The organism is Halorubrum saccharovorum DSM 1137, assembly GCF_000337915.1.
GTDB lineage: Archaea > Halobacteriota > Halobacteria > Halobacteriales > Haloferacaceae > Halorubrum > Halorubrum saccharovorum.
Map to the genome: position 1 here is coordinate 343,702 of NZ_AOJE01000070.1, position 24,715 is coordinate 368,416.

The 24,715-nt window shown below is 61.8% G+C and carries 20 protein-coding genes and 1 pseudogene; 8 read left to right on the forward strand and 13 right to left on the reverse strand.

What is annotated here, in order from left to right:
- Window positions 1–46: 46 nt before the first annotated feature.
- Both C471_RS15970 and C471_RS15975 read left to right on the forward strand, forming a co-directional pair.
- Window positions 47–1,120, forward strand: a complete 1,074-nt coding sequence (locus tag C471_RS15970; protein WP_004050782.1) for an ABC transporter permease — start codon at window positions 47–49, stop codon at window positions 1,118–1,120.
- Entirely contained in the window at window positions 1,120–2,259 is a 1,140-nt protein-coding gene (locus C471_RS15975; protein WP_049909528.1) for an ABC transporter permease, read from the forward strand. Before C471_RS15970 ends, C471_RS15975 begins: the two co-directional genes overlap by 1 nt.
- A 256-nt stretch (window positions 2,260–2,515) precedes the next feature.
- On the opposite strand, the gene C471_RS15980 is transcribed toward C471_RS15975, so the two are convergent.
- Window positions 2,516–2,872, reverse strand: coding sequence for a hypothetical protein (locus C471_RS15980; protein ID WP_004050786.1), 357 nt, complete (start codon window positions 2,870–2,872; stop codon window positions 2,516–2,518).
- A 280-nt stretch (window positions 2,873–3,152) separates the two neighbouring features.
- Between C471_RS15980 and C471_RS15985 the strand changes: the two genes are divergently transcribed.
- Window positions 3,153–4,814 (forward strand): PQQ-dependent sugar dehydrogenase, encoded by a 1,662-nt coding sequence (locus C471_RS15985; protein ID WP_004050789.1) that lies wholly within the window; start codon window positions 3,153–3,155, stop codon window positions 4,812–4,814.
- Between the two features lie 636 nt (window positions 4,815–5,450).
- Here C471_RS15985 and C471_RS15990 read toward each other — a convergent pair.
- On the reverse strand, window positions 5,451–6,110 hold the full coding sequence (locus C471_RS15990; protein ID WP_004050791.1) for a cupredoxin domain-containing protein: 660 nt from the start codon (window positions 6,108–6,110) through the stop codon (window positions 5,451–5,453).
- A gap of 268 nt (window positions 6,111–6,378) precedes the next feature.
- Between C471_RS15990 and C471_RS15995 the strand changes: the two genes are divergently transcribed.
- The gene (locus C471_RS15995; protein ID WP_160163158.1) at window positions 6,379–7,350 is read left to right on the forward strand and encodes a sugar phosphate isomerase/epimerase family protein; all 972 of its coding nucleotides are present in this window, start codon (window positions 6,379–6,381) and stop codon (window positions 7,348–7,350) included.
- A 125-nt stretch (window positions 7,351–7,475) separates the two neighbouring features.
- On the opposite strand, the gene C471_RS16000 is transcribed toward C471_RS15995, so the two are convergent.
- From C471_RS16000 to C471_RS16015, 4 genes are all read right to left on the reverse strand, one after another.
- The gene (locus C471_RS16000) at window positions 7,476–8,327 is read right to left on the reverse strand and encodes a sugar phosphate isomerase/epimerase family protein (RefSeq protein WP_004050795.1); all 852 of its coding nucleotides are present in this window, start codon (window positions 8,325–8,327) and stop codon (window positions 7,476–7,478) included.
- Between the two features lie 110 nt (window positions 8,328–8,437).
- Window positions 8,438–9,376, reverse strand: coding sequence for a UbiA family prenyltransferase (locus C471_RS16005; protein ID WP_004050800.1), 939 nt, complete (start codon window positions 9,374–9,376; stop codon window positions 8,438–8,440).
- A gap of 27 nt (window positions 9,377–9,403) precedes the next feature.
- Window positions 9,404–10,279, reverse strand: coding sequence for a sugar phosphate isomerase/epimerase family protein (locus C471_RS16010; RefSeq protein WP_004050808.1), 876 nt, complete (start codon window positions 10,277–10,279; stop codon window positions 9,404–9,406).
- Window positions 10,279–11,061 carry a TatD family hydrolase gene (locus C471_RS16015; RefSeq protein WP_080505624.1) on the reverse strand — a complete coding sequence of 261 codons (783 nt, stop codon included), beginning with the start codon at window positions 11,059–11,061 and terminating at the stop codon, window positions 10,279–10,281. The genes C471_RS16010 and C471_RS16015 overlap by 1 nt, the downstream gene beginning before the upstream one ends.
- A gap of 152 nt (window positions 11,062–11,213) precedes the next feature.
- Here C471_RS16015 and C471_RS16020 point away from each other — a divergent pair, with 152 nt between their 5' ends.
- The 3 genes from C471_RS16020 (at window position 11,214) to C471_RS16030 (ending at window position 14,373) form a co-directional block, all read left to right on the forward strand.
- Entirely contained in the window at window positions 11,214–11,423 is a 210-nt protein-coding gene (locus C471_RS16020; RefSeq protein WP_004050817.1) for a hypothetical protein, read from the forward strand.
- Window positions 11,424–11,755: 332 nt separating this feature from the next.
- A complete protein-coding gene (locus C471_RS16025; protein WP_080505625.1) occupies window positions 11,756–12,970 on the forward strand; it encodes an inositol-3-phosphate synthase in 1,215 nt (404 codons plus the stop codon).
- On the forward strand, window positions 12,970–14,373 hold the full coding sequence (locus C471_RS16030) for an alkaline phosphatase family protein (protein ID WP_049909501.1): 1,404 nt from the start codon (window positions 12,970–12,972) through the stop codon (window positions 14,371–14,373). Before C471_RS16025 ends, C471_RS16030 begins: the two co-directional genes overlap by 1 nt.
- A 502-nt stretch (window positions 14,374–14,875) precedes the next feature.
- Here C471_RS16030 and C471_RS16035 read toward each other — a convergent pair.
- The 7 genes and pseudogenes from C471_RS16035 to C471_RS16065 all read right to left on the reverse strand — a co-directional run bounded on the left by C471_RS16035 (window position 14,876) and on the right by C471_RS16065 (window position 22,918).
- On the reverse strand, window positions 14,876–15,910 hold the full coding sequence (locus C471_RS16035; protein WP_004050821.1) for a tyrosine-type recombinase/integrase: 1,035 nt from the start codon (window positions 15,908–15,910) through the stop codon (window positions 14,876–14,878).
- On the reverse strand, window positions 15,903–16,283 hold the full coding sequence (locus tag C471_RS16040) for a DUF5805 domain-containing protein (protein ID WP_004050824.1): 381 nt from the start codon (window positions 16,281–16,283) through the stop codon (window positions 15,903–15,905). The genes C471_RS16035 and C471_RS16040 overlap by 8 nt, the downstream gene beginning before the upstream one ends.
- 660 nt (window positions 16,284–16,943) lie before the next feature.
- Window positions 16,944–17,838, reverse strand: a pseudogene (locus C471_RS16045) (hypothetical protein).
- Between the two features lie 86 nt (window positions 17,839–17,924).
- Window positions 17,925–19,589, reverse strand: coding sequence for a hypothetical protein (locus C471_RS16050; RefSeq protein WP_004050829.1), 1,665 nt, complete (start codon window positions 19,587–19,589; stop codon window positions 17,925–17,927).
- Between the two features lie 106 nt (window positions 19,590–19,695).
- Window positions 19,696–20,529: an MBL fold metallo-hydrolase gene (locus C471_RS16055; protein WP_004050831.1), complete on the reverse strand. Its 834-nt coding sequence runs from the start codon at window positions 20,527–20,529 to the stop codon at window positions 19,696–19,698.
- A gap of 617 nt (window positions 20,530–21,146) precedes the next feature.
- Window positions 21,147–21,920, reverse strand: coding sequence for an IclR family transcriptional regulator (locus C471_RS16060; protein WP_004050833.1), 774 nt, complete (start codon window positions 21,918–21,920; stop codon window positions 21,147–21,149).
- Window positions 21,921–22,009: 89 nt separating this feature from the next.
- Entirely contained in the window at window positions 22,010–22,918 is a 909-nt protein-coding gene (locus tag C471_RS16065) for a GAF domain-containing protein (protein WP_239638671.1), read from the reverse strand.
- 309 nt (window positions 22,919–23,227) lie between these two features.
- On the opposite strand from C471_RS16065, the gene C471_RS16070 reads away from it, so the two are divergent.
- Window positions 23,228–24,445 (forward strand): Tm-1-like ATP-binding domain-containing protein, encoded by a 1,218-nt coding sequence (locus tag C471_RS16070; protein ID WP_004050839.1) that lies wholly within the window; start codon window positions 23,228–23,230, stop codon window positions 24,443–24,445.
- Window positions 24,446–24,715 lie beyond the last annotated feature (270 nt).

Genomic DNA, 24,715 nt, shown 5'->3' on the forward strand with positions numbered 1-24,715 from the left:
ATCGTCTGGGCGCCTCTATGACGCGATCGATCGAGCCGCCAGCCGCATGTTACGTGCGTCTGTGTTCGAGCGGCTGGCAATCGCGACGGCCTCGACGGCGCTGGCCCTCATCATTGGTGTCAGTATCGTCGCGGCGGCCGGGTACGATCCGGTACAGTTCATTACGAGCATGATCGAAGGGGCGCTCGGCGGACAGTCGGCTATCGCGCGAACACTGCGGTTCTCAACGCTGTTCATCCTGACCGGCGTCGCGGTCGCAGTCGCGTTTCGGGCCGGAGTGTTCAACATCGGGGTTCAAGGCCAGTTCGTGGTCGGCGGCATCACGACCATCATGTCGATCATCTGGATGGCGCCGCTGTTACCCGAGGGTGTTGTCGGCGGTGTCGCACTGATCATTATCGGATCTCTCGCAGGGACACTCGCTGGCGGCGCGTACGGAGCACTACCCGGCGCGCTGAAGGCCTACGCGGACGCGAACGTGATCATTACGACGATCATGTTGAACTTCATCGCGACCGGTGTTGTCGGCTGGTTGGTCCAGAATCCACTCCGTGGAGAGGGGAACGCGGCGCCGAACACGGAGCGGATTCCGGAGTACGTCTCCTTTCCCAATATTCTGTTCGATAGCCCCAGCTTCTCGGTAATCGGATTGGGGATTGCGCTCGCTACGGTCGTGGTCATCTACGTCGTGATGGAACGCAGCCGGTTCGGGTACGATATGGTGACCAGCGGCCATCAGGAATCGGCGGCGACGTACTCGGGCGTCAGCGCCAAGCAGACGGTTGTCTCGACCATGGCCCTCTCGGGGATGGTAGCGGGAATCGCCGGCGCAGTATTCGCAATTATGATTCAGGGCTACTACACAGACCCGAGTGGCATCGGAACGTATGGGTTCGACGCGATCGCCGTGAGCCTGCTCGCCGCGAACAACCCGCTCGGCATTATTCCAGCGGGGTTACTGTTCGGCGGTCTCGAGTCCGCCGGCTCTCACATCGGCATCTACACCGACGTTCCCGTACAGCTCATCGACGGCGTCATCGGGCTCGTCATCCTCTTCGTCGCCGTACCGGAACTGTTTCGTATGGCTGCCGTGCGGACTGGCTTAGGGGGTGACCGATGATGAACGTCGCCGAATTTGCCAAGGAAAACAAAATTGGGGTTGCGGGCGTCGCAGTCCTCATCGCTGCGGCGGCGATCGCGGCAGTAGCGATGGACCTGCCGTTCTGGGAGATCGTCACGATCGGGTTCGTCGAGCGCTCCTTCCAGGCTGCGACTCCGATCGCACTGACGGCTGTCGGCGGGCTGTACGCCGAGAAGAGCGGTGTCTTCAACATCGGTGTTGAGGGCTTCATGATCTTCGGAGCGGCGACCGCGGCCACGATGATGTGGATTATCAGCGGGGGCGATCCGGGCCAGAGCGACATCTGGCTCGCGATCCTCGCCTCGGTGCTGGTCAGTCTCGTGCTCGCGATCCTGTTCGCGATCCTGATGATCAGGTACGAAGCGGACCAGATCGTCGCGGGATTGGCGCTGTGGTTCATCGGTCTCGGATTCGGACCGTTCATGGCGGTGCTCGTCTGGGACAGTCGAAACAGCCCGAGCCTCGAGAGCATCAACGATCTGACGATCCCCGTGCTCGCGGATATTCCCGTGCTCGGTCCGATTCTCTTCGACACCTCGCCGCTGGTGATCGCCACTGCAATCTTGATTGTCGTTGCATGGAAGTTCCTCAACGACACGAAGTACGGATATTGGATCCAGGCGGCCGGTGAAAATCCGGAGGCACTCGACACGGCCGGTGTCAACGTCACGCGTGTTCGATACGCAGCCGTGATCTTCTCCGGCGTAATGGCCGGCCTGGGTGGCGCAGTGTTGCTCGCACAGGCGGGATCGTTCACCGGATCCGGACAGACGATGGTCGGCGGTCGCGGGTGGATCGGTATCGTCGCCTACCTGTTCGGTAACTACAACCCGCTCGGGGCGGGCATCGCAGCGCTCGTGTTCGGCGGCTTGGACATGCTANGGATCGGTATCGTCGCCTACCTGTTCGGTAACTACAACCCGCTCGGGGCGGGCATCGCAGCGCTCGTGTTCGGCGGCTTGGACATGCTACAGATCCAGTTGCAGACGGTCGGTATCGAGGTCCCGAACAGACTCGTGAACCTCTTCCCGTACGTCGGTGTGATTCTCGTGCTCTCCGTCTGGGGATCCACGCGGACACCCTCCGCTGTCGGTGAGTCTTACGAGAGCGAAGAATAAACACCGCACCGCGGTTTCCGACTGTGGGTTTCAATTTCACCGTCCACCCAGCGTGTGCGATTGGTGGAATGCCGCCGCCGGTCGTTTAATGCAGCCGCCGGTCGTTTCTCATCGCGGTTGTCGGTGAAACACGTTTCATTGGGGAACGCTCGGTAACACGAGATCGTCGAAACGGATCGGTGCGTCAGTGAGTCAGAATAGAGATAGAGGAGTTCGATCGCGGTGAATCCGCAAATGCGATTCGATTGCTCGTCGATCACTCGTAGTCTTCGAGAATGAAATCTAGCACAGAGAGGGCGTCCTCGCTGTCGGTGCTCTCGAGGCTTTCAAGTCCCATCGCAAACACCAACGGATAAAAATCACGCAGTTTCTGGAGATCTCTCCCGTGGGACTGTTTGCATTCGTAACCCAGCTTCCGGTAGGTCAACTCAAGCTCATTACGCAGTGATTCCGGCAGATACACTGTTACGCTTCCCCACTCGGACTTGACATCGACATCCGGCGGGGACGAAGAGATGTCGCTCTTCGATTCGTTCATCCACACTTTCGAGTACTCGGTGGTATCCCCAGTGGCCTGATCGTCGACAATATCGGTGGGATTGTCGTCCGTCATCGTGTTATCTCGTCTGAAGCGGGCCCGTTGTCAATACCAGTCATAAACGTATGACGTGGACACCCCCGTATATCTGCTTCGATGCACTCGGGTTATAATAAATAGGGCTGTATCACCACTCTGTGTATTCTTGTTAGATTGGAAACTGCTATTCCGTCACACGCTTCGAAACGCTTTTTTATATTCATTATACATAACGTTCCGTATGCCTGATCAACAGTCAGACGAGTCAGAAGGTTCTACCAATAGACGACGTCGGATTTTTAAGGGTCTTGGCGGAGTGAGCGCCGCGGTCGGCCTAGCCGGGTGTGGCGGTTCGGGCGGCGATGGTGGCGACGGTTCGGACTCTGACGGCAGTGACGGAAGCGACGGCTCCGACGGAAGCGACGGCTCCGACGGAAGCGACGGCTCCGACGGAAGCGACGGCTCCGACGGAAGCGACGGCTCCGACGGAAGCGACGGCAGTGACGGCAGTGACGGAAGCGACGGCTCCGACGGCGGCACGGTTCCGGAAGTCGACGCCGACGCGGCCACGAACTGGGACAACTACTCCGTGACGGAGCTCGTCGTCGACGAGGCGATGATGTCGCTGGACGTGGCGCCGGACGGGCGCGTGTTCTACATCACCAAGGGCGCGCTCTTCGGCGCAGAGGGCAACACTGGGACGGCAAACGTCGGCTACATCTACCCCGATTCGGGCGACACGGGGACTGCACTCGAGCTCCCTGTCGGCACTTTCGAAGAGGATGGCGGTCAGGGGATCACGTTCGATCCGAACTTCGAAGAGAACGGCTGGGTCTACATCTTCTACGTCCCGCCGGAAGGGGAACTCGAGGATCCCGACAACCCGTACATGCTGGTGTCGCGGTTCACCATGGAGGACGACACGATCGACCCCGAGTCCGAAACGGAGATTCTCCGTATTCCGCACCAGCGCGAGACGTGCTGTCACGTCGGTGGGTATCTCGAGTTCGACAACGACGGCAACCTCTTCATCACGACCGGCGACGACACCAACCCCTTCGAATCGAGCGGCTACTCGCCGCTCGACGGCCGAGATGGCCGCAAAAACTTCGACGCGCGGCGTACCGCCGGAAACACCGCCGACCTCCGCGGGAGTATCCTCCGGATCACCCCAGAAGACGACGGTTCCTACTCGATTCCGGACGACAACCTGTTCACCGAGGCGAACGGATACGCCGACGAGATCGACCAGGACCTTGTCCAGCCCGAGATCTACGTGCTGGGCTGTCGGAATCCCTACACGATTTCGTTTGACGACGAGAGCGGTAACCTGTTCCTCGCCGACTACGGTCCCGACGCCGGTTCCTGGGACCCCGAGCGCGGCCCCGTCGGTATCGTCGAGTACCGACAGATCTGTGAGGCTCACAACGCCGGATGGCCGTTCTCCCGAGGGTACAACTACCCGTACCGCCGCTACGACTTCGAGAACGAGGAGTCCGGCCAGCCCTACTGGCCTCAGAACCTGACCAACGACTCCCCGAACAACGACGGGCTCACCGACCTCCCGCCGGTCCAGCCGGCCGACATTTGGTATCCGCGGTCGTGGGAGGGCTACCTCGAGGCTCCCGACTGGGTCGACATGCCGGTCCCTGGCGAGAGAAGCTTCCCCGAACTTCCGGCCGGCGGTGCGCCGATGGCAGGCCCGCGCTACCGCTACAACGAATCGTTCGGCGAGGGCGCGCTCAATCCGTACTTCGACGGCAAGCAGTTCATCATGGAATGGGGCACCAACTACATCAAGTACGTCACGTACAACGACGACGGCAGCGTCGAGTTCGGTGACTTCCTTCCGGACGAGGAGTTCCAGTCACCGAACGATATGGCGGTCGGTGCGGACGGTCGGCTGTTCCTCCAGACGTACGGCCCGCCGTGGGCCGGTGAGGAAAGTAAGGTGTACATGATCGAGTACGAGGGATAACCGGTCCCTCGCGGCAGTACCGAGTTCGAATCGCCGTTTCGAGTATCCGTTTTGAGTAGTTTTTCGACCGATAGCTGGGTCCTGTAACAGTACCGTCTCGGACAGGCCCCTCCCCGAAGAACCGGTTGTGGTAGCGGTGTCCGGAACGAGCGCACCGCGGCGTCGAGCGGGTTTTCGCAGAACACGGATACGTCGGCGTCAGGTGCCTCGATTGACGGCCCGGTGCGAAGGGCGTTCGATCCGAGGCTGTCGAGGATGTTGACCGAGCGCGTTCGAGAGCGCGTTCACCGTGAATCGGGTCCTAGAATACCGATAGATAGCGGTTGGCTCATCGTAATCACATCAGGTCCGGCAGGCCTCGTCAGGCGCCGTTTCAAAGGCCATACGCTAGACGGTACGGATCGCCGTCTCAAATTCCCCAATGGGCGACGTCAGTGGGCCCTCATGTCCGATCGACAGCGTCCGTCGGAATCGGCTTGCCGGAGCGTCGAGAAAATGTATTTCCGGTGGATTCACGGGGCGTAACCACCCGACCGGGACGGGCACGAGCGGTTCGTTTCCCCAGTGTGGGGGTCGAGTACACCACGAGACCCTATCCCTTAGCGAGCGGGCTTCTTTCGGAGGTACCGCAGTAGATTACTCGATCCGGACTTCGCCGATCATCGTCGCGCTGTGGGGGTTACAGACGTAGTTGGCGATCTCAGGCGTCGCCTCGGCGGTGAACGACAGCTGCTCACCCTGCTCACGCATCAGCTCCGTGCTGTATCCGTTGACAACGCTCTGCTCCTCGTTCCAGAGTTCGAGGTTGTGGCGGCCGCCGTCACCATTCTCGTAGATGAATTCGTACTCGTTGCCCTCGAAGAGAACGATTGTCGGGTTCTGTGCGTCGGCGATCATCTCCGGTGCGACGCCCTTCCAATTGACTCCGTCGCTCTCGAGGTGGATCGTACTCACGTCCTCCCACTCGGCGGGGTCCACGGTGTTGCTGTCGTCACCACTGGATCCGTCGTCGGTGGATCCGTCGTCGGTGGATCCGTCATCAGTGGATCCGTCATCAGTGGACCCGTCGTCGGTGGATCCGTCATCGGTGGATCCGTCGTCGGTGGATCCGTCGTCGGTGGATCCGTCATCGGTGGATCCGTCGTCGGTGGACCCGTCGTCGGTGGACCCGTCGTCGGTAGACCCGTCATCGCCATCGCTGGGCTCGCTATCACTCGAGCATCCTGCGAGGAAGGTTACTGTCGCTACGCTACCTGCGATCTCTAACGTCTTTCGACGCGATGTATGCTCTACCATCAGTGAAAACACGGTCAGCCACATTCATAAACATTTTTTTACTAGAAGAGTAAATAAGTAAATAAGATCCTGACAGAGAAACAATCTAATACCTCGACCGCCTCTGAGGCGGGTGACCCTATTATGAAATTGGTTGATCTGCTCACCTTACGCCGTCTCACCGAAACAATTATTATGAGCCAGTCAGTGATTAGCACACAACCTACCATCATGATCAATGGTAGGAAGAGATGCCGCTAACAACGAAGGCCTAGCAACTACGGACACAATGAGTAATACAAACCAGTCTGACGCCGAAGAAGCTAGTAGTAACGCAGCTCTCTCAACTAACCGCCGCCGTGTCCTCCAGGGTATCGGGACCGCTGGCGTCGTGGGCGTTGCTGGGGCGTCGTCGGCACAGGCCCAGCAGTTCGACCCGGATAACGCCTCCATTCACGGAGAGGAAGACGAGATCGCGATCGGAACGCAGTTCTGGACCTACAACGCGAACTCCGACAAGTCGGTCGCAGAGCTGATTCACGAGGCCGACGACGCGGGGTACGACATGGTCGAGCCGTTCACGGGCTTCGACAACGTGGACTCGATCACCACCGCGCTCGAAGAGACCGACGTGGAGATGGGCAGCGCCCACGTCGGCGTCGGTAGTCTGGAAGACAACGACGAGTTCATTCAGACCCTCTCCGATTACGGCGTCAACCACCTCGTTCACGCCTACCAAGGGCCGGACACGTTCTCCGACGAGAGCGCTCTGGAGGAGTTCGCCGGCCGCGTCAACGCCGTCGCCGACAGGCTCGCCGAGGAGGACATCCAGTACGGCTACCACAACCACAACCACGAGTTCGAAGAGACGATCGGCGACACGCCCGCATTCGATGTCTTCGTCGAGAACCTCAACGACAACGCCCACCTCCAGATCGACGCGGGATGGGTCCTGACCGGCGGATACGACCCGATCGAGTACATCCAGAAGTACAGCGACAAGGTCTTCTCGATCCACATGAAGAACATGGCCGGCGGGGACTTCTACGAGATCGACGAAGGTGCCGTCAACATGGAGGCCGTCGCGACCGTCGCTCGAAACGCCGCCGACGTCGATTACCTCATCTACGAGTACGACGCTGCGCCGCAGCCGATGGCGAGTATGAAGATCGGCGCCTCATGGCTCGAACGGCTCAACAGCCGTCCCCATTACGGCGGCATCTGCGGGACCGACTCCGACACCCACCCCGCCCTGTTGTAGGTCGGCTCCCTTTTCTGGGACTCTCCGTTTTCACCGATCGTTCGACATCGAAATTCGAACCGTTGTCCTCGCGGTCGAGCACCGGTCGATCGGCTCTCCAGAGTGCGAGGCGCTTGCCAGAGGATTCAGCGAACGTGTTCTTCGAGGAAGGTATAGGCTTCGGCGGCCGCCCGGTCGGGAGCGTCGGGATACGTGTACAGTTCCATGGTCGCGAACCCGTCGTAGCCAACGTCGTCCAACGCATCGAATACGCTCTCGAAGTCGAGATCGCCTTCTCCGGGGATGAGATGGTAATGTTTCCCCCGGCGCCCGCCAGCGATATCCTCGAGGTGAACTCCGGTGATATTTTCGGCGCATTTCCGGACGCTCTCGGCCGGGTCTTCACCGTACACGGCCGCGTGGCCGATATCCAAATTAACACCCAGGGCGTCACTCCCGACGTCGTCGATGAGTTCTAGGACCTCGTCGGTGCACTCCACGAGGAGTTCCGGCTCGAACTCGATGCCCACGTCGACACCGGCCGCCTCAGCGTAGTCAGTAATCTCGTCAAGCGAGCGGAGGAGATACTCTCTGGCTTGTTCGGGCGGATTTCCGGGCAGCGGTCTCCCGGTCGCGACACAAACGGCGGGTGCGCCGACCGTTTCAGCGAGGTCAATCGCGTCCTTCGTGTACTCGATTCGCCAGGCGCGTTCGTCGTCGTCTGCGGTGATTATCGTCGGATCGAAGAACGACGATGGCGGCGCGTCATCGTAGTATCCGGTCACCGTGTTCGCGTTGATGTTCGCCACTTCGATCCCGGTTTCGTCGAGCGCCGACGCGAGCGAGTTCCGGTCGGCCTCGTCAAACTGCGGGAGATACGCGTGAGGCGTGTCAGCGAGGATCTCGACCCCGCCGTATCCGTGATCCGAGACTCGTCTGATCGCCTCCGGTAGTCCGAACTGCGTGTACGCGTTCGTCGAGAAGGCCAGGTCGACCATGTCCCGGATTTCACTCTACTGGATCATATTCTTTGTGCTCATGACAGCAGCCTACCGAATTCCCGCGATCGACGAGGGGTACGGACCGGTGGGCCGATGAGACTGCCTACTCAGCTCACGTCGAAGACTCGGGAGAGACCAACGGCCGGAATAAAGAAGACGATCGCGGCGATCGACCACCGGATCCCGGCTGTCGCGGCGAACGCCGCGGTCAAGATGGTCAGTCCGAGGACGCATGCGCCGATGGCGGGTCCGATCGTCTCCGGCGACGGATTGACGTACGCTGTTCGTAGCGGTCGCCCCGCCCAGATGAGAAACCCGACGAGCAGTGTCACCGTGAGAACGGTGCCGACAGCGGAAACGGGAGAAACCGCAATCGCACCGACAACGCCAAAGGCCGCGATCGAGGTTCCCGCGACGCCGACAGAGACTGCCAGCCGGTCGGTTCCCCCGGTTTCGCTTTCCGCCATGTAGGTGACGCTCCCGATGTACAGAACGATGATCCCCGGAATCACGTACGCTCTCGCCGGGAGTACAGTCGGTACTGCTGCCGCAGCCATCCCGAGGACGACGTTTATACCCCTGTTGCCGCCCATGAGCAGATACCCGGGCACCGATCCCTTGAACGCCCCGTCGTACAACACGATTCCCAGGGCGAGGATCGCAGCGACGGCGGCGGCGGACGACCCCCCTGACAGGAAGGCAACGCCGACCCCGGTCACGAGCAACGCCGCCCCGAAGATCAGCGCCTGTTTCCGGGAGATATCGCCGGAGGGGATCGGTCGTTCCGGGCGCTCCTGAGCGTCCTCTTCGGCGTCAAAATAGTCGTTCAGCGTCGTCCCCGCGGCGTACAGTAGCATCGAAGCGACTGCGAGGGCAGCGACAGACTCCATTCGAACGGCGTATCCGAAGCTACTGACGATAGCTGCACCCAAGACGACGTCCGGCGGTGCAGTGAAGAGATTCGGCACCCGGACGAGTTTGGCGTAGGCCGCGATCGAACGGCGCCACTGATCGATGGGCGGAAAACTGCCGTCGACCTCGCTCATGTCGGTCCGAGCGGAAGTGCGAGCGTATCAGGTCCAGCCATGGTCTTCGAGGTAGTCCATCGCACCACTGGCAGTTTCGTGTGGCGTCTCCTCGTACGGATACAGTTCGATCGTGACGAAGCCGTCGTAATCCCTGTCTTCGAGCGCTTGGAGGAACCCATCGATATCCATCCCGCCGTCACCAAGCTGGGTGTGTTCGTGGGTCTTGTCCGCAGGAATATCTTCGAGATGGTAATGGCCCGTGTGGGCGGACAGTTTGTCGATCAGTTCCACCGGGTCCTCGTCGACGCAGAAGAAGTGACCCGCGTCGAAGTTACAGCCGATCCGCGGTGAGTCGATCTGTTCAGCGAACTCCAGGAAGTCATCGGAGGTCTCGATCAGCAGCTCGGGCTCCGGTTCGACGAGCACATCTACCCCGACATCCTCGGCCGTCGGCATGACCGCGCGGATCCCCTCCAGGAACAGCTCCATCGCGTCCTCCGTTGAGGTTCCCTTCGGAATCGGGCCGCCCGGTGTGAGCGAGATGCTGTCCGCACCGAGCGCACTGGCGGTTTCGAGCGCGTTCTTCGTGTGATCGATACGCGCGCGGCGATCCTCGGCAGCGGGTTCGAGGAACGACGGGTGGTGGAATCCCTCCGTGTCGCGGTCGTACTCGGCCTCTTTGCTCTCATCGGTGCGTTCGAGCGCCTTGAGCATGAACGCGTTACAGTTGCTCACCGAGAGGCCGTTGGCATCGAGCAAGTTGCGGACCTCCGCCACGTCGCTCTCGGAAGCCGTCCCCGGGAAGAGGTGGGGCTCGTCGAGCAGAATCTCGACGCCGTCGTAGCCGAGGTCTCCGAGCGTCGCGAGGCTCTCTTCTAGCCCGTGTTGCTGAAACGCGTTCAGCGAGAAGCCGAACTCCATCAGTACTCCTCGTACTCGAAGTTCGGCGACTGATCGAAGAACTCGTAGGGGTTCTCGAAGACGACCTTCCGAACCTCCTCACGATCCCAGCCGCGATCCAGCATCTTGTCGCGGGCCTTCGGAACGGCGAGCGGGTCGGAAGGGTCCCAGTCCGCCGCACTGTTGAGCAGCATCTTGTCGGTGCCGTACTCCTCGAGGATATCGATGGCGGTCTCGTCGTCGATCTTCCCGGGGTAGAGCGTGAACCCTATCCAGCAGTCGGTCTGGGAGGTGATATCGATCGTGTTCTCCGTGTTGTGGTCGATGACGATCCGCTCCTGCGTGACATCCTCATCTCGGATCATCTCGACGATGCGTTCGGTACCCTCAGGCTTGCTCGTGTGGGGAGTGTGGACGATGACGGGGAGTTCGCGCTCCTCGGCCATACGGAGCTGCCGTCTGAAGGCGTACTCCTCCTCTTCGGTCCCCTGATCGAGTCCGATCTCGCCGACACCGATGACGTTGTCTCGATCGAGATACTCTGGAACGCGATCCATCACCCGCTCGGCCATCTCCGGGTAGTTCGCCTCCTTCGGTTCGAGTCCGATCGTCACGTAGTGGTCGATACCGGCCGCTCTGTCGGCACGCTTCGTCTCGAAGTCGATGATCTGCTCGAAGTAATCGAAGAACGACTCCGCGTGCTGCTTGTCCTGCCCGCTCCAGAACGCCGGCTCGACACAACACTCCACGCCGGCCAAACGCGCTCGTTCGTAATCATTTGTATTTCTGGAGATCATATGCATATGCGGATCGATGATTGGTACTGACATGATGTACACGTGAGTTCCCACCCCACTATAATTATCTTTTTGTCTCATTTTTTAAACTGTTTTAGCGATGGACCGTTGCTGTCACGGCACGGGTCTATATATTGGTTCACCCATAACACGGGGGTATGCCCGAGCACTGCCCCCACTGTGGCACCGCCGTGATCTCCGTCCGTCGAGAGCCGGAAGAGGGACGCCCCTACGAAGTCTGGAAATGCGAGGACTGCGAGGAAGAGTGGCGCCACCCCGAAGAGACCGTTCTGGACAAGGACCTCGATTTCAGCGGCAACGGCAAACAGCTCTCGCGTCGAGACTCAGACACGGACATGACGTGGTGAGTGATGACTCCGCACTGAGGGTATCGAACCGCAGTCGGTTCACGTAGCCAAGTGGACACCGAGGAGGAGCCGTGAAGGACGACCGAATACCACAATAGAAGGATGAGCGCAATCTGACTCGGAACGCCCTCGGTTGGGAACGGCCAAGCAAACGGTGATACCGGTGGCAATCGCGGTAGCGGAAGTAGTGAGGTACGTCATCTGGTCCCCGTGTTACTACTCACGCCGTCACAGTCGCGGGTACAGCGACGGAGCTTCCGCTATCGGACAGTCCAACGAAACGGGGTTCAACAGAGCCAAATGATTATGTATGAATGGAATAATCAGTTAGTATGACGACTGGAGTGTGGTTAGTCGGAGCACGGGGCAACGTCGCGAGTATCTCGATGACTGGTGCGCGAGCTATCGCTAGAGGGGCCGTCGACTCCACGGGAATGGTGACGGCGAGAGAGCCGATGGCGTCGCTCGATCTGCCGGCAGTCGACGATCTCGTCTTCGGCGGCCACGATATTCGCGATCAGAGCATCGAGGAGACGGTCGAACAAGCAAACGAGGCCGGCGGCGTCCCGAACAGCAAGACGCTGGACGCGGTCCGCGAGGACCTCCGTGAGATCGACGAGCGGGTGACCATGGGTACGGCGAGGAAGTGTGGCCAAGTCGTGGAGGAACTGTCCGACGACAAGGCGACCAACGAAGGGACACTCGCAGAGATCGTTTCGCAGATACGGAGCGACTACGAGACGTTTGCGGCAGAACAGGACGTTGATAAACTCGTCGTCGTCAACGTCGCGTCCACCGAACCACCCATAAAGGGGGATGAGAAGTTCGACACCTTGGACGAGCTCGAAACGGCGATCGAAGAGGACGACTCCGATCTGCCGGCCAGTTCGTTGTATGCGTACGCCGCGCTGGTCGACGAGCACCCGTACGTCAACTTCACGCCGAGCACGGGGTCGGCCCTCGGCGGATTGAGAGAACTGGCCGCGGAGAAGAACGTTCCTCACATGGGACGTGACGGCAAGACCGGCGAGACGCTCGTGAAATCCGCCCTCGCGCCGATGTTTGCCGGTCGAAATCTCCAAGTGCTCTCCTGGGAGGGTCACAACATTCTCGGCAACACGGACGGACTCGTCTTGGAGGACGACGCCAACAAGGAAGGAAAGATCGAGAGCAAGGGGAATCTCCTCGAGCAGATTCTCGGGTACGACCACCACAACGCGGTTCGGATCGACTACACGCCGTCGCTCGGCGACTGGAAAACGGCCTGGGACCACATCCACTTCCAGGGGTTCCTAGAGACCAAGATGAAGATGCAGTTCACGTGGGAGGGGTCGGACTCCGCGCTCGCCGCGCCCCTCGTACTCGATCTGATTCGCCTCATCGCGTACGCCGATGAACACGGTGAAGGGGGGGAACAGCCGCAGCTCGCTTCCTTCTTTAAATCGCCGCAAGGCGTCGACGAACACGATCTCTCCGTACAGTTCCAGAAGCTCTACGATTACTCCGAGCGACATCTGAACGACGCACCAAGCGGAACCGTTGAATAATGTCTAAGCATTCCAGTGCTGTCGCGGACTCCGCGGATTCGGCCGCCGGCCGTGTGATCGTCCTCGACGTCGTTGGCCTACAGCCCCGACATCTCGAAGATGGGCTCGCACCAAACATCGAACGCTTCGTCGACGCCGACACGGTGGCGTCGCTCGAGCCGCAGTTTCCGGCAGTCACCGTGCCTGCCCAGACGACGTTGGCGACGGGACAGACGCCGGCGGAGCACGGAGATGTCGCAAACGGAGAGTACGACCGCGACGAGGATACGGCCGCGTTCTGGGAGCGGGACCGAGCGGATCGAAATCGGCTGTGGGAGGCCGCAAGCGATGACGCGGATCTGACGACCGGCGCGCTCTTCTTCCAGCATCTCATCGGGACATCGGCCGACAGCGCCGTCACACCGTCGCCGATCGAAGACGAGAACAACGACATGATCGAGATGGACTGCTGGACGAACCCGGAGGAGTTCTACGACGCGCTCCGGGAAGAGTACGGCCACTTCCCGCTGCACAACTACTGGGGACCGGCGGCCAACGAGGCCAGCAGCGAGTGGATTCTGCAGGCCGCCCGAGAGTCGATCGATCGGCATGATCCCGACCTGCTTTGGGTCTACGTACCACACTTGGACTACGACGCCCAGCGGCACGGTCCCCGTTCGGCGGAGCTCGAGGAGGCCGTAGAGACCGTCGACGACATGATCGGGGAGTTCCTTGAGTGGCTCGAAACGACAGATCGCTGGCACGAGACGGTCGTTAACGTGGTCAACGAGTACGGATTCCATTCCGTCGACACGCCAGTATTCCCGAACCGCGTTCTCCGGGAAGCCGGTTTGCTTTCGGTGAAAGACGACGGAGAGGGCGGTGAGGAGATCGACCTCGCTGCATCGCGGGCGTTCGCAATGGTCGACCACCAAGTGGCTCACGTGTACACCGACACACCAGAGGAAGCCCGTCACGCTCTGGAGGATCTCGACGGCGTCGACGCCGTCCTCGGCGCCGAGGGGAAACGAAAGCGTAACCTCGATTCCCCAAACGCTGGTGAGCTCGTCCTCGTGGCGGACTCGAATGCCTGGTTCCAGTATTACTGGTGGCTAGACGACGAATCGGCCCCGTACTACGCTACGGACATGGACATCCACGCGAAGCCGGGCTTCGATCCCTGTGAACTGTTCTTCGGTGACTCGGGGCTCGCATCGCTGGACCCGACGAAAATATCCGGATCGCACGGCCGCGTCGACGAGGGCACCTACGGGATATATGGGGTCGGTGGTCCCGCGGCACCCGAGCTTGAACTCGACAACAGCACTGTCGACGCACGGGATGTCGCACCGACGATCACGGATTTGCTCGGGATCGACGACTCGATCTCCCTGTCGTTCGATCGGTCGTCGCTCTTACAGTAGATACTGGGAGAGAACTCCTCTATCTCGACGGCGCGAGCCGATTCCGCTCGGCTTTGGACGTGTGAGGAAGGTTTCTCCGTTCGCTGTCGTAATTTCCGTCTTTCCATGCGGAACACAGTGAACTGCACAAGTCCACTCGCGGTCGATGAGGAAGACCTCGTAGACAATACAGTGCTACTGGTGTAATGGAATTGCCAGCACTTACAATTATACACCGAATAAATATATATACATCTGTTCTAACTGAATTTTATATTAATAAATGAGGTATAACTGCGGACAGAGGGAAACAACTCACTCAGAGAATTATCGAAGAAGCAGGTTAGCCGGATCGTATGGTTCTACTCACAACCCGAACTGTTGTGATATCACAGGTAGGAACACGTTAGATCGAATCTGATTGTATATAGCTACATAGGATTTATCTAACTGACATCGGACACAGTATGTGTTGATGGTTCACCGACAGAATTCTAGTGGGACCGGTTCGCGCGTCTGACCGCTATCCCAACAGCTGGTATACGTTCGATTCGTACGTCTCGCGGACCTGATCGCCCCAGTTGTGGGTGTACGTGTCGATCACGTCGTCGGCGACGTCACCGCGCAGGTACTTGACGACGCCGCGGTCACCAGTCCGGTCTCGGAGGTGCGTCGTGAAGAAGTGCCGAAAGTAGTGAGGTGTGACGTTCTCGGCGGCGCCCCCGCCGGTACGGTACCATCCCGCCTCGCGAGCGTAGCGCTCGACGACGTGTCTGACCGCTTGCGGGTCGAGCCGTTCGCCCCATCCCTCTGCGGTGCCGACGAACAGGGGGTTCGCCGGAGAGGCCCCGTCCGGCCGCACGGCGAGCCACCGTTTCAGCGCCCGTGCCAGTTCGTCGTCGACCGGGATCACGGTGGCCCGCTTGCGCTTGTTCGACGCGGTGCGGACTTCCCCGTTTAGCTCCTCGCCAACCGCCGCGTCCGGCGTGACGTACAGCGAGTTCGGCCGGTCCGCGAGGGCTGGGCGCCCACCGAGGGAGAACGCGTCTCTGAGTTCCTCGTCGTCGATCGCGAGATCGCGGAGATCGAGGTTACAGAGCTCGCCGACCCGCATTCCGGTCTTCAACAGCGTGACGACGAGCGCACGGTGGAGCGGATGTCGTACGTCTGCGACGAACTCGCGCATCGCCGGGATCGGCACGTCCCGCCGCGCCGGATCCTTATCCACCGTTTCGTCCATCTCCTCCATCACGAGCGTCATGGGATTTCCCTCGAAGACGCCGACCTCGGTCATGTACCCGTAAAATCGGTGGAGATACGCCGCGTACGTCGCCACTGTGCTGTCGGCCACGTCGCCGCGCAGCGAATGAACGAACGCCATGCAGTCGCGGTGGGTGGCTGAGGCGGGCGTCGTGTCGCGATCGAGAAACGACTCGAACCGACGCAGAACGCGCTCGTAGGAGTCTCGCGTGCGTTCGGTCTTCCCGTGATAAGTGAGGTCTTCGATGAAGTACGCGACCGGATCGTTGACCTCGGCCGGGGCTCGTGTGCTACTCATCGATCAGCGTGTACCCTCCCTCCCGCCCGTTGTACCGGACGCGGTTTCGATCCTGGAGCGAATCGAGTGCGTCCTCCAGGCGCCCTTCGAAGTCGTCGAACACGGCGTCGACGAGCTCCTCCCACGAGAGCACCCCGTCGGTGAGCGCCGCTTCGACCCGTCTTTCGAGGTCGCTACCCCTAGGGTCAGACCCAGTCGGATCGGGTTGGGCGGGGTTATCGCTCTCCTCGATCGAAAACCCACGTCTCCCGGCCTGTACCATCGTTCTGACGAACTCGCTTTGCGACATCCCCAATTCGTCCGCGTGGTCCTGCCAGATCACCTTCTGGTCTTCGGGGACGTACGTCTTCACCGAGCGGCGGTCGTCGCTCATCTCTCGTTCTGGGCTACTCGGGCCCTTCCCTTCAATCTATCCCACAATTCCGGATAAGGTCACTTATACAGCACTGTGTACCTTCCAAGGGCGAGGGATATATTGTATATGCGCAAGTCTAGTTCCAAATGAATACTATAGTAGCACTACAATCATTGATATACATATCGCGAGCCTACGGCTTTCTTCATCCGGCAGCCGACAATGTGGTTTGGTGTCTTATGACTAGGATCGGTGACAGTCCGCACGATCGGAGCGGCTCCCTCTGATCACGCGCGGTCACAGCACGCCCTTCAGTACGGTCGTCGATCGAGTCCGGGCGAAACTACCGCTTCGGGTGTGCAGAGGGTGTGCCGTTCCGTGCTCCGACTTTAGCCCGCCGAGGAAACTCGGATCTCGTGATCGACGGTACGACATTCGGTGTGAAACGGCTTCGATCACCGCGCCTGAGTCCGTAACGGGGGGTGAGAGCGCTCAGAAGCCGCTGACGGCGTTAGTCATCCTCGACGATGGGAAACGGAAAGACAGGTACAAAGGCGCACCCGTTGCCGACGTCGGTGCTCTGTCGGCGTTCTTTCACCCGTCATCGGTCGTTGGAGACGCACGGCGACCGATCCGACGCCGACGCGTACACCGTATATCGCTATAGAAAGTGCGGGATCAGGTCCGTATCTCGGAGGACGAGGTTTCGACCGCGATCGCGTCGAGCGCGCGCTCGACGACGGGGTCGTGTTCGGCCGCGTTCCGCATCAGTACGGTCTCGCTGGGGAACAGGTGTTCGCCGACGACGAGTCCGTGTTCGCGGGCCGTCGACCCGGTGACCGTGAGGTAGACGCCCAGTCCCGTTCGGGCGATGGCGGCCTCTTCCTCCTCGTCCGCGTTCGGATAGACGAACTCGACACCCTCCAGCGCGTCCGTTCCTAGCACGGCGGTGACGAGTCGCTCGTAGCGTGGGGAGATACACAGCGCCCCCTCGTACTCCTGTCTCTTATACACATCNAGAGATGTGTATAAGAGACAGTCCCATCAGCGTGTGATGGACGGTGTCACCGAGTCCGTTGACCACTCGCACGTCGGTGTCGACGGGGTCGATCCGATCGTTGATGTCCGCGATCTGGCCGAGTCCGCTGGATCGGATCCCGACGACCTCCTCCAAGACGAGGTCGGCGGAATCGAACCCGAGCGCGAACTCGTGGGTCCGGAGGGCTCGGAACGGCTCCTCGCGACCGACGAGTTTCAGCGTCACGTCTCCGAGGTCGACGGTGGCCGCGTCGAAGACGATCCGTCGGGGCTTGCCGTCTCGGTCGTCCCGCAGCAACGTGAACTCGGGCTGGCCCGGGTCGTCGGGGTCGGAGTACTCGGACAGCCGTTCGTACGGGCCGTCGTCGGCGTCGACGCGACCCTTCGTGACGGCTTTCTCGTACCGGAGGGTGTTGCTCACGCGGTCCGCGAGCCCGTCGAGCCGGTCGTCGGGACCGACGGCCGCGATCCGTTCGAGGACCGCTTCGAGCGGTCGGCCTTTCCGCGGCACGGCGACCGGTACCGGTTCGCTCATTACCGGTGATGGGCCGCCGCGGGTAAAACGGGTTGCGCTTTCCGCTCGGTGCGGTTTCGTCGTCTCGGGTCCGCGTCGGGGCGCGATTACGGACCGAACGCCTCGTTGAGCCGTTCTCTGAAGGCTTCGAGCTCTTCGAGGTGATCGTTGATCGCGTCGAGTTCCGCCTCCACGTCGTCGAGGTCCTCGCCGAGCCGGTCCTCGATGTCGGTCAACCGAGTGTCGACCTCCGCGAGGTCGTCCCAGAGGTCGTCGAACTCCTCGTCGAACCGCTCCATCCGGGCCTCCACGTCGTCCACACGGTTCTCGGTCGCCTCCAGCCCCGCGGCGGCGGCGTCGACCTCCTCGTACAGCGTCTCCACGTCGTCGCCGAGGTCGTCAACCGCCTCGTCGAGGCCGGTCGTCTCGTCGTCGAGCCGAGACACGTCGCCGGCGACGCCGTCGACGGTCTCCTCGACGTTCGCGACCGATTCCTGGACGCCCGCGACGGTGTCTTCGACCTCGCCAACCGACTCTTCGACCTCGCCAACCTCCGACTCTACGCTATCCACCCGATCGCCGACGCCGTCGACACGCTCGGTGACCGCGTCGACCTCGTCGGTCACGGACGACACCGACTCGTCGACCCGCGAGACCTCCTCTCGCAGGTCGTTCCGGTCCGCGTCGGCGGACGCGAGCCGGTCGTCGATCGCGGCCATCTCGGACTCGACGGCGTCGACCTTCTCGTCGAGCTCGTCGAGGATCTCGCGGGCGGTCCCCTCCCCGTCGATGAACTCCGCGAGCGCGTCGGCGTACGCCTCGATGTCGGCGACGCTCGACTGGAGGCGAGCGATCCGCACGTCGACGCTGCGGGGGACGCCCACGTCGAGCTCGGACCGGAGCGTTTCGAGGTCGTCGTCGCCTACCTCGCCTGCGCGGATCTCAGAGGCGAGCGCCGCTGCGATCCCCTTCGGCGGGACGGATTCGGTGGTTTCCCGCTCGGAAACCTCCGGTTCGCCGGACTCGGTCGGCTCGCCTTCGTCGGCGGTCCCTGACGCGTCCTCCGCCTCGTCGCTCACCGACTCGTCTACGTCGGGTTCGTTCGCCTCGGGTTCGTTCGCCTCGGGGGCGTCTGCCCCGATCTCGTCCGCCTCAGACGCCTCGTCGTGCGACGTGACCGCGGCGGTTCCCGCGACGACTTCCCTCGGTTCGGGGGCCTCGGTGTCGTGAGGTCCCTCGTCGCTTTCGGCGGCCTCAGGCGCTTCCGCGGCCGGGTCGTCGCCGACCGCCGCGGGCTCATCGTCCTCGGGGAGCGGCTCCTCCATTCCGGGAAGCGTCGCTCGATCGCCGGAGAGCACCTCTCTGACGGCGTCCGTGTCGCCGGCGCCGAGAACGTCTTCGATCTCCTCGCCGACCGGGACGTGTTCGATCACCGGCGTTCCGAGGAATCCGTCGAGGTCGGGATCGTCGTCTCGGATGCCGAACACGGTCTCGATCTCCTCGCCGGGATCGATCACGCGCTCGAACTCGACGCGGTGGTCCTTGTAGGCGGTCCAGTTCTCGCTCTCGTACTCCGGGTGGAACCCGATTCGGTCCATCGGGAACGACTCCGGGATGCGGTCGACGATGCGCACGCGCACGGGGTCCTCGCGGGTCGAGGAGAGCTCGTACATCACCGCGGGCACGGGGAACGCGTCGTCCGTGAAGGACTTCTCGACGCGAATACCGTCCTCGTCGACGGTCGTCGTCGCTTCTGCCGTCCGTTCGCTCATACGGAGACCCTCCCGGAGCAGGGGCTTAAATTCCACGGGCCGGGTTTCGGCGTTGATAACCACCTACCGGCGAAAACCCGATATCGGGCCGAAAGAGAGCGAAATTCTACAGATCGACCCGATCGCCGATCTCGACGATCTCCAGTCGGTTCGGGTGCGAGCGGCTCCTGACGTGGTCGTGGAGCGCGGTCGGGTCCGCGGTCAGCCCCTTCCACATGTCCCAGTGGGTCGGGACGAGCCGATCGAGCGCGAGGTCCTCGGCGGCCGCCGCGATCTCGTTTTCGTCGCTGTACCACTTCGTTTCGATCGGCTCGCCCGTCTCCTTGTCCGGGACCCTGCCGACGGACCCGAACGCCAAGATCCCGAGATCGATGTCGAACTCGTCGGCCAGCGCCGAGAACGATTCCGAGGGCTTGCTGTCGCCGGCGTGGAACAGGGTGCCCGACTCGTGTTCGATCACGTACCCGACCGGGTGCGTCGCGTCGGCGTCCTGCGTTTCGACGACGTGAACGGTGAACTCGCCGATCTTCAGCTCGTCGCCCTCGGTCACTTCGAGGAACGCCTCCTCGTCGACGTCCCAGTTCTCGGTCCAACGCTCTTCCTCGCGGGCGACCGCGAGCGAGTCGTCGGGCGCGACGAAGTCGGCGTCGGTGTTCGCGAGGATCGGCGCCTGCGAGGGGCCGTGAACGTGGTCCGTGTGCTCGTGAGTCGCCAGCACCGCGTCTGCCACGTCGATGTCGTCGGGATCGAACGGGACCGGAATCATCCGGACCGTACGCGGCGGATCGCCGGTACCGGCGTACGGGTCGATCCAGAGGACGGTCCCCTCGTTCCCCTTGATCGCGAAGCCGTTGCAACCGAGGTACCACAGCGCTACCGTGTCGGGATCGGCGTCCGCCACCGCGCGCGGCAGCCAGTCGCCCCAATCGGAGTCGGTCATGACCGACATTGGGGATGCATCCGGGGTAACCGTTCCGGAGTCGGCGGGAATTCCGTCGGCGTTCGAGAGTCAGTGCGAATTTCGTCGCCGATCAGACGACGCGAACCGTCTGTAGCCGGACGCATATATCGTATGTCGCGATATACAATTCTGCTCTCGCCGATTCCCCGGTTTCGGAAGATGGGTCGGCCTCAGGTCCGGTTTTCGTCGCGGTCGTTCCTCAGTTCGGGCGAAGCGGTGGTCGGACGCGTTCGAAGCGGCGAGGCGTACTTCCAGTTCGCGACGGCGCCGTCGACGACGATCGCGCTGCCGACGCCGACTGCCGCGGCTCTCTTCTCGCCGTCTCCCCTGCGTTCGCGGGGTCAACCCTGCCGATCGCTATCGACCCGGTCCCGGTGTCGAGCGTAGCCGCCGGATACCGCAGCGACATAGATTTACATATCGTAAATTAGTTGCATTAATGATCTATTATCGACCGTGTTAATTACACATGTATATCTGTAATTCTCATTGGCGTGTGGTAGAGTGAGATGGATTGTTAATGATTAACATCGCATCTATTCTCATTATGTAAATGTCGTTTCGGTTAAACAGGTCATACGATGTCGCGACGTGCTTCAGACCTCCTCTCGGAGCACCGACTCGATCTCGTTAGCGGCGGTGAACAGATGTTCGGCGAGCTCCCGTTCCAACTTGGTGAGGCTGTTCTGGTACTTCGGCCCCCCGACGCTCACCCCGCCGACGATCTCTCCGTCGACGCCGTGGACGGGTACCCCGATTGCGACGAGCCCGGGGGCGAACTCCTCGTCGACGACGGCGTAATCCTTCGACTCGTACTCGTCGAGCACCTCGAACAGCCGGTCACGGTCCGTGATCGTCTCCTCGGATTCCCGCGGGAGTCCCCAGTGGTCCAGTATGGCCTCGACGTCTCCGCGTTCGAGCTCACCGAGGATCGCCTTCCCCGCCGCGGTGTTGTGTAGGTGGTACTCCGATCGGTATCGAACGCTCGACTCGCCCGCGTTCTCGTCGGCCGACGTGCCGTAACAGGCGAGAAGACGGCCGTGTTCGAAGATGGTGAAGTTCGCCTCCTGTCCCGTTGCACGCGCCAAGCGGTCAATTATCTCTCGGACGTCCTCGCCGGTCGGATACCGGTGTCTCGCTCGTTCGCCCAGAAGCGCCAGCCGGAAACTGACGTAATAGGTTCCGTTCTCCTTGATGAGGTAACGACTGTCCAGGAGCGTGTTGAGATGGCTGCAGATCGAACTCTTCGAGCTGTCGACCATCCCGTCCAACTCGTTGAGGGTGAGCCCGTCGTGTTCGAGGATGAGCCGCAGGATTTCCAGCGAGGCCTCGGTCGTCTTGAGCCGACGCCCGGTCACGTTCCCGATCATGTCGGTATCATACTCACGATCGATGATAATCTTTTTCATAATGTGAACAGAGAAGACGGTCCGTGATCGCCTCCGGATCGATCGCGGCCTCAGATCGCTCTCGATCGCTTCACCCACCCGATCCGCGTGATCGCTTCCGCGCCGAGTTCGCCGAGCAGGCTCGCCGCCTCGAGGTCGTGTTCCTCGAAGGCATCGACGACGATGTCGCCCGCGCTGAGGACGCCGTGGCTACCGATCGGGACGTACAGCCCCGAGCGAAGGGCTCCCCGGCTGTGGTCGTCTTCGGTGTGCTCGTGATCCTCGTGGATGACGGGGTCCCCGGTTCGATACGTCTCTGCGGCCGGGGTGTCTTCGGTGACTGCGTAATTCGGGCGTTCGCCGGCGCGCTCTAGGCACTCTTCGGTCGCTTCGACCGTCTGAAGCGTGTTCCGGTTCTCGTCGACGAGCCGAACGGTGGTGTTCACGAGACCGAGGATGTTTTTCGCGGCGTCGGCGAGTAGCTCCGCGACCTCGTCCTTCGAACTGGCGTTCCTGAGTTCCTGGCTCGTACGGCGAAGGATCTCGATGCGCTGTTCCTGTCGCTTTAGGTCGGTCACGTCTTGGACGATCCCCTGCAGCATGACGGTCTGGCCGTCTTCGACGATCGGCACACAGCTGAGCCGTATCGTGCGCTCGGTCGTCCGCTCGCTGGCGTATCCCACGTCGACGGAGAACGACTCCCCGCGCTCGACCGCTTCCGAGAGCCGTTCGAGCACGTCGCGCCGGTCCTCCTCTGCGTACTGTTCGATCACGTCCGGTACCGTCGGTGCGGTGTCGAGCCCGTGGATGCCCTTGGCCTCTTCGCTCCACCAAAGCTCCTCTTCGTCCACGTCGTATGACCAGAGGCCGATTTTGGCGAGCTGTTGTAGCGTTGTGAGCGTCTCTTCCCCCTGTCTCTCGAACGCGGGCGGAACGGTGCTCGACACCTCGGTTTGATTCCAGTTTGGAGATTCGGCCATGAATACCGCCATGTAGCAAGGACATGATAATAAATCCTCAGGCCTGTCCCGTCGAAGAGAAGGACGGGCCCATTCGTCGATCTGAAACAGCGAGCGATCGTCGCCGACGCCCCCGTCCGGGTCGGCGGCACCCCTGCCAATAACCCGAATGTTAATTATGGTCTGCGGCGTTGACTCGCACGTCATGAGACAGAGACGCATGCAGCGGTTCCGTGCAAACCGCACAGAATCGTTGGTACGCCGTCGAAGCGGAGCGTCGAACCGCGGGACCGCCCCGACGCGACGCGCTCGATCCGAAGCGGGGCGACGATGAGCGTCTACATCGTCGGCACGCTCGACACGAAAGGCGAAGAGATCGGGTTCGCCCGCGACATCATCGAGGCGGAGGGGATCGAGGTCACCCTCGTCGACGTCGGCGTGATGGGCGACCCCGAGATCGAACCCGACGTCAGCGCTACCGAGGTGGCGGCGGCGGCCGACGCGGATCTCGACGCGCTCCGCGAGGCCGGCGACCGCGGGCGAGCCGTCGAGGCCATGGGCGACGGCGCCGCCGCCGTCGTCACGCGCGCCCACGACGAGGGGCGTCTCGACGGCGTCCTCGGGCTGGGCGGGTCGGGGAACACGTCGATGGCGACCGCCGCGATGCGCGCGCTTCCGGTCGGCGTGCCGAAGCTGATGGTCTCGACGGTGGCGTCGGGCGACACGGAGCCGTACGTGGGATACGCCGACATCGCGATGATGTACTCCGTCGCCGACATCGAGGGGCTCAACCAGCTCTCGCGGACCGTCATCGCGAACGCGGCGCTCGCGATGGTCGGGATGGTCGATCGGGACCCGGACGTGGAGACCGCGGAGAAGCCCACGATCGGCATCACGATGTTCGGCGTGACCACCCCGTGCGTCCAGACGGCCCGCGAGTGGCTGGAGGATCGGGGGTACGAGACCATCGTGTTCCACGCGACCGGGACGGGTGGCCGTGCGATGGAGGCGCTGATCGAAGAGGGGGTCATCGACGGTGTTCTCGATGTCACAACGACGGAGCTGGCGGACGAGCTCGTGGGCGGCGTCCTCTCCGCGGGCCCCGACCGGCTCGAGGCGGCCGGCGAGGCGGGGATCCCGCAGGTCGTTTCGACCGGCGCGGTCGACATGGTCAACTTCGGTCCGAAGGCCTCCGTCCCCGACGAGTTCGACGATCGGCTCTTCCACGTGCATAACCCCCAGGTGACGCTGATGCGGACGACTCCCGAGGAGAACGCCGAACTCGGCCGGAGAATCGCGGAGAAGCTCAACGCGTCGGCGGGCCCAACCACGCTGGCACTGCCGCTCTCGGGGGTCTCGATGCTCGACGCGCCGGAAGAGCCGTTTCACGATCCGGAGGCAGACGCGGCGCTGTTCGACGCGCTCCGTGAGCACGTCGACGAGAACGTGGAGCTGATCGAACTGGACGCGAACATCAACGACGACGAGTTCGCGCTCGCGCTCGCGAAGCGGATCGATCGGTACATGGGTGACACTACCGAGTCGTGAGCGCTAACCCCTCTCGGCGCAGCGGTAAGGCCATGCTGACCGCTCTCAGCGGGCCATCGACGATGTCCCCGATCTGTACTACCCAAAGATTTAATTACTTCTTGACACCATGTCTCTACGAACGTTGCGATAAACCATGACGAAAAAGCAAACGCAAACCGACAGCTCGAGGCGACAGTATTTGAAAGCGATCGGCGCGACCGGCATCGCGGCCGGTATCGCCGGCTGTGCGGGCGGTGACGGTGGCGACGGGAGTGACGGGAGCGACGG

Coding starts and splice junctions, on each gene's coding strand:
- C471_RS15970 (WP_004050782.1), top strand. CDS start 47: ATGTTACGTGCGTCTGTGTTCGAGCGGCTGGCAATCGCGACGGCCTCG.
- C471_RS15980 (WP_004050786.1), bottom strand. CDS start 2,872: ATGACGGACGACAATCCCACCGATATTGTCGACGATCAGGCCACTGGG.
- C471_RS15990 (WP_004050791.1), bottom strand. CDS start 6,110: ATGGTAGAGCATACATCGCGTCGAAAGACGTTAGAGATCGCAGGTAGC.
- C471_RS15995 (WP_160163158.1), top strand. CDS start 6,379: ATGAGTAATACAAACCAGTCTGACGCCGAAGAAGCTAGTAGTAACGCA.
- C471_RS16000 (WP_004050795.1), bottom strand. CDS start 8,327: ATGGTCGACCTGGCCTTCTCGACGAACGCGTACACGCAGTTCGGACTA.
- C471_RS16005 (WP_004050800.1), bottom strand. CDS start 9,376: ATGAGCGAGGTCGACGGCAGTTTTCCGCCCATCGATCAGTGGCGCCGT.
- C471_RS16010 (WP_004050808.1), bottom strand. CDS start 10,279: ATGGAGTTCGGCTTCTCGCTGAACGCGTTTCAGCAACACGGGCTAGAA.
- C471_RS16015 (WP_080505624.1), bottom strand. CDS start 11,061: ATGCATATGATCTCCAGAAATACAAATGATTACGAACGAGCGCGTTTG.
- C471_RS16020 (WP_004050817.1), top strand. CDS start 11,214: ATGCCCGAGCACTGCCCCCACTGTGGCACCGCCGTGATCTCCGTCCGT.
- C471_RS16025 (WP_080505625.1), top strand. CDS start 11,756: ATGACGACTGGAGTGTGGTTAGTCGGAGCACGGGGCAACGTCGCGAGT.
- C471_RS16030 (WP_049909501.1), top strand. CDS start 12,970: ATGTCTAAGCATTCCAGTGCTGTCGCGGACTCCGCGGATTCGGCCGCC.
- C471_RS16035 (WP_004050821.1), bottom strand. CDS start 15,910: ATGAGTAGCACACGAGCCCCGGCCGAGGTCAACGATCCGGTCGCGTAC.
- C471_RS16040 (WP_004050824.1), bottom strand. CDS start 16,283: ATGAGCGACGACCGCCGCTCGGTGAAGACGTACGTCCCCGAAGACCAG.
- C471_RS16050 (WP_004050829.1), bottom strand. CDS start 19,589: ATGAGCGAACGGACGGCAGAAGCGACGACGACCGTCGACGAGGACGGT.
- C471_RS16055 (WP_004050831.1), bottom strand. CDS start 20,529: ATGACCGACTCCGATTGGGGCGACTGGCTGCCGCGCGCGGTGGCGGAC.
- C471_RS16060 (WP_004050833.1), bottom strand. CDS start 21,920: ATGATCGGGAACGTGACCGGGCGTCGGCTCAAGACGACCGAGGCCTCG.
- C471_RS16065 (WP_239638671.1), bottom strand. CDS start 22,918: ATGGCCGAATCTCCAAACTGGAATCAAACCGAGGTGTCGAGCACCGTT.
- C471_RS16070 (WP_004050839.1), top strand. CDS start 23,228: ATGAGCGTCTACATCGTCGGCACGCTCGACACGAAAGGCGAAGAGATC.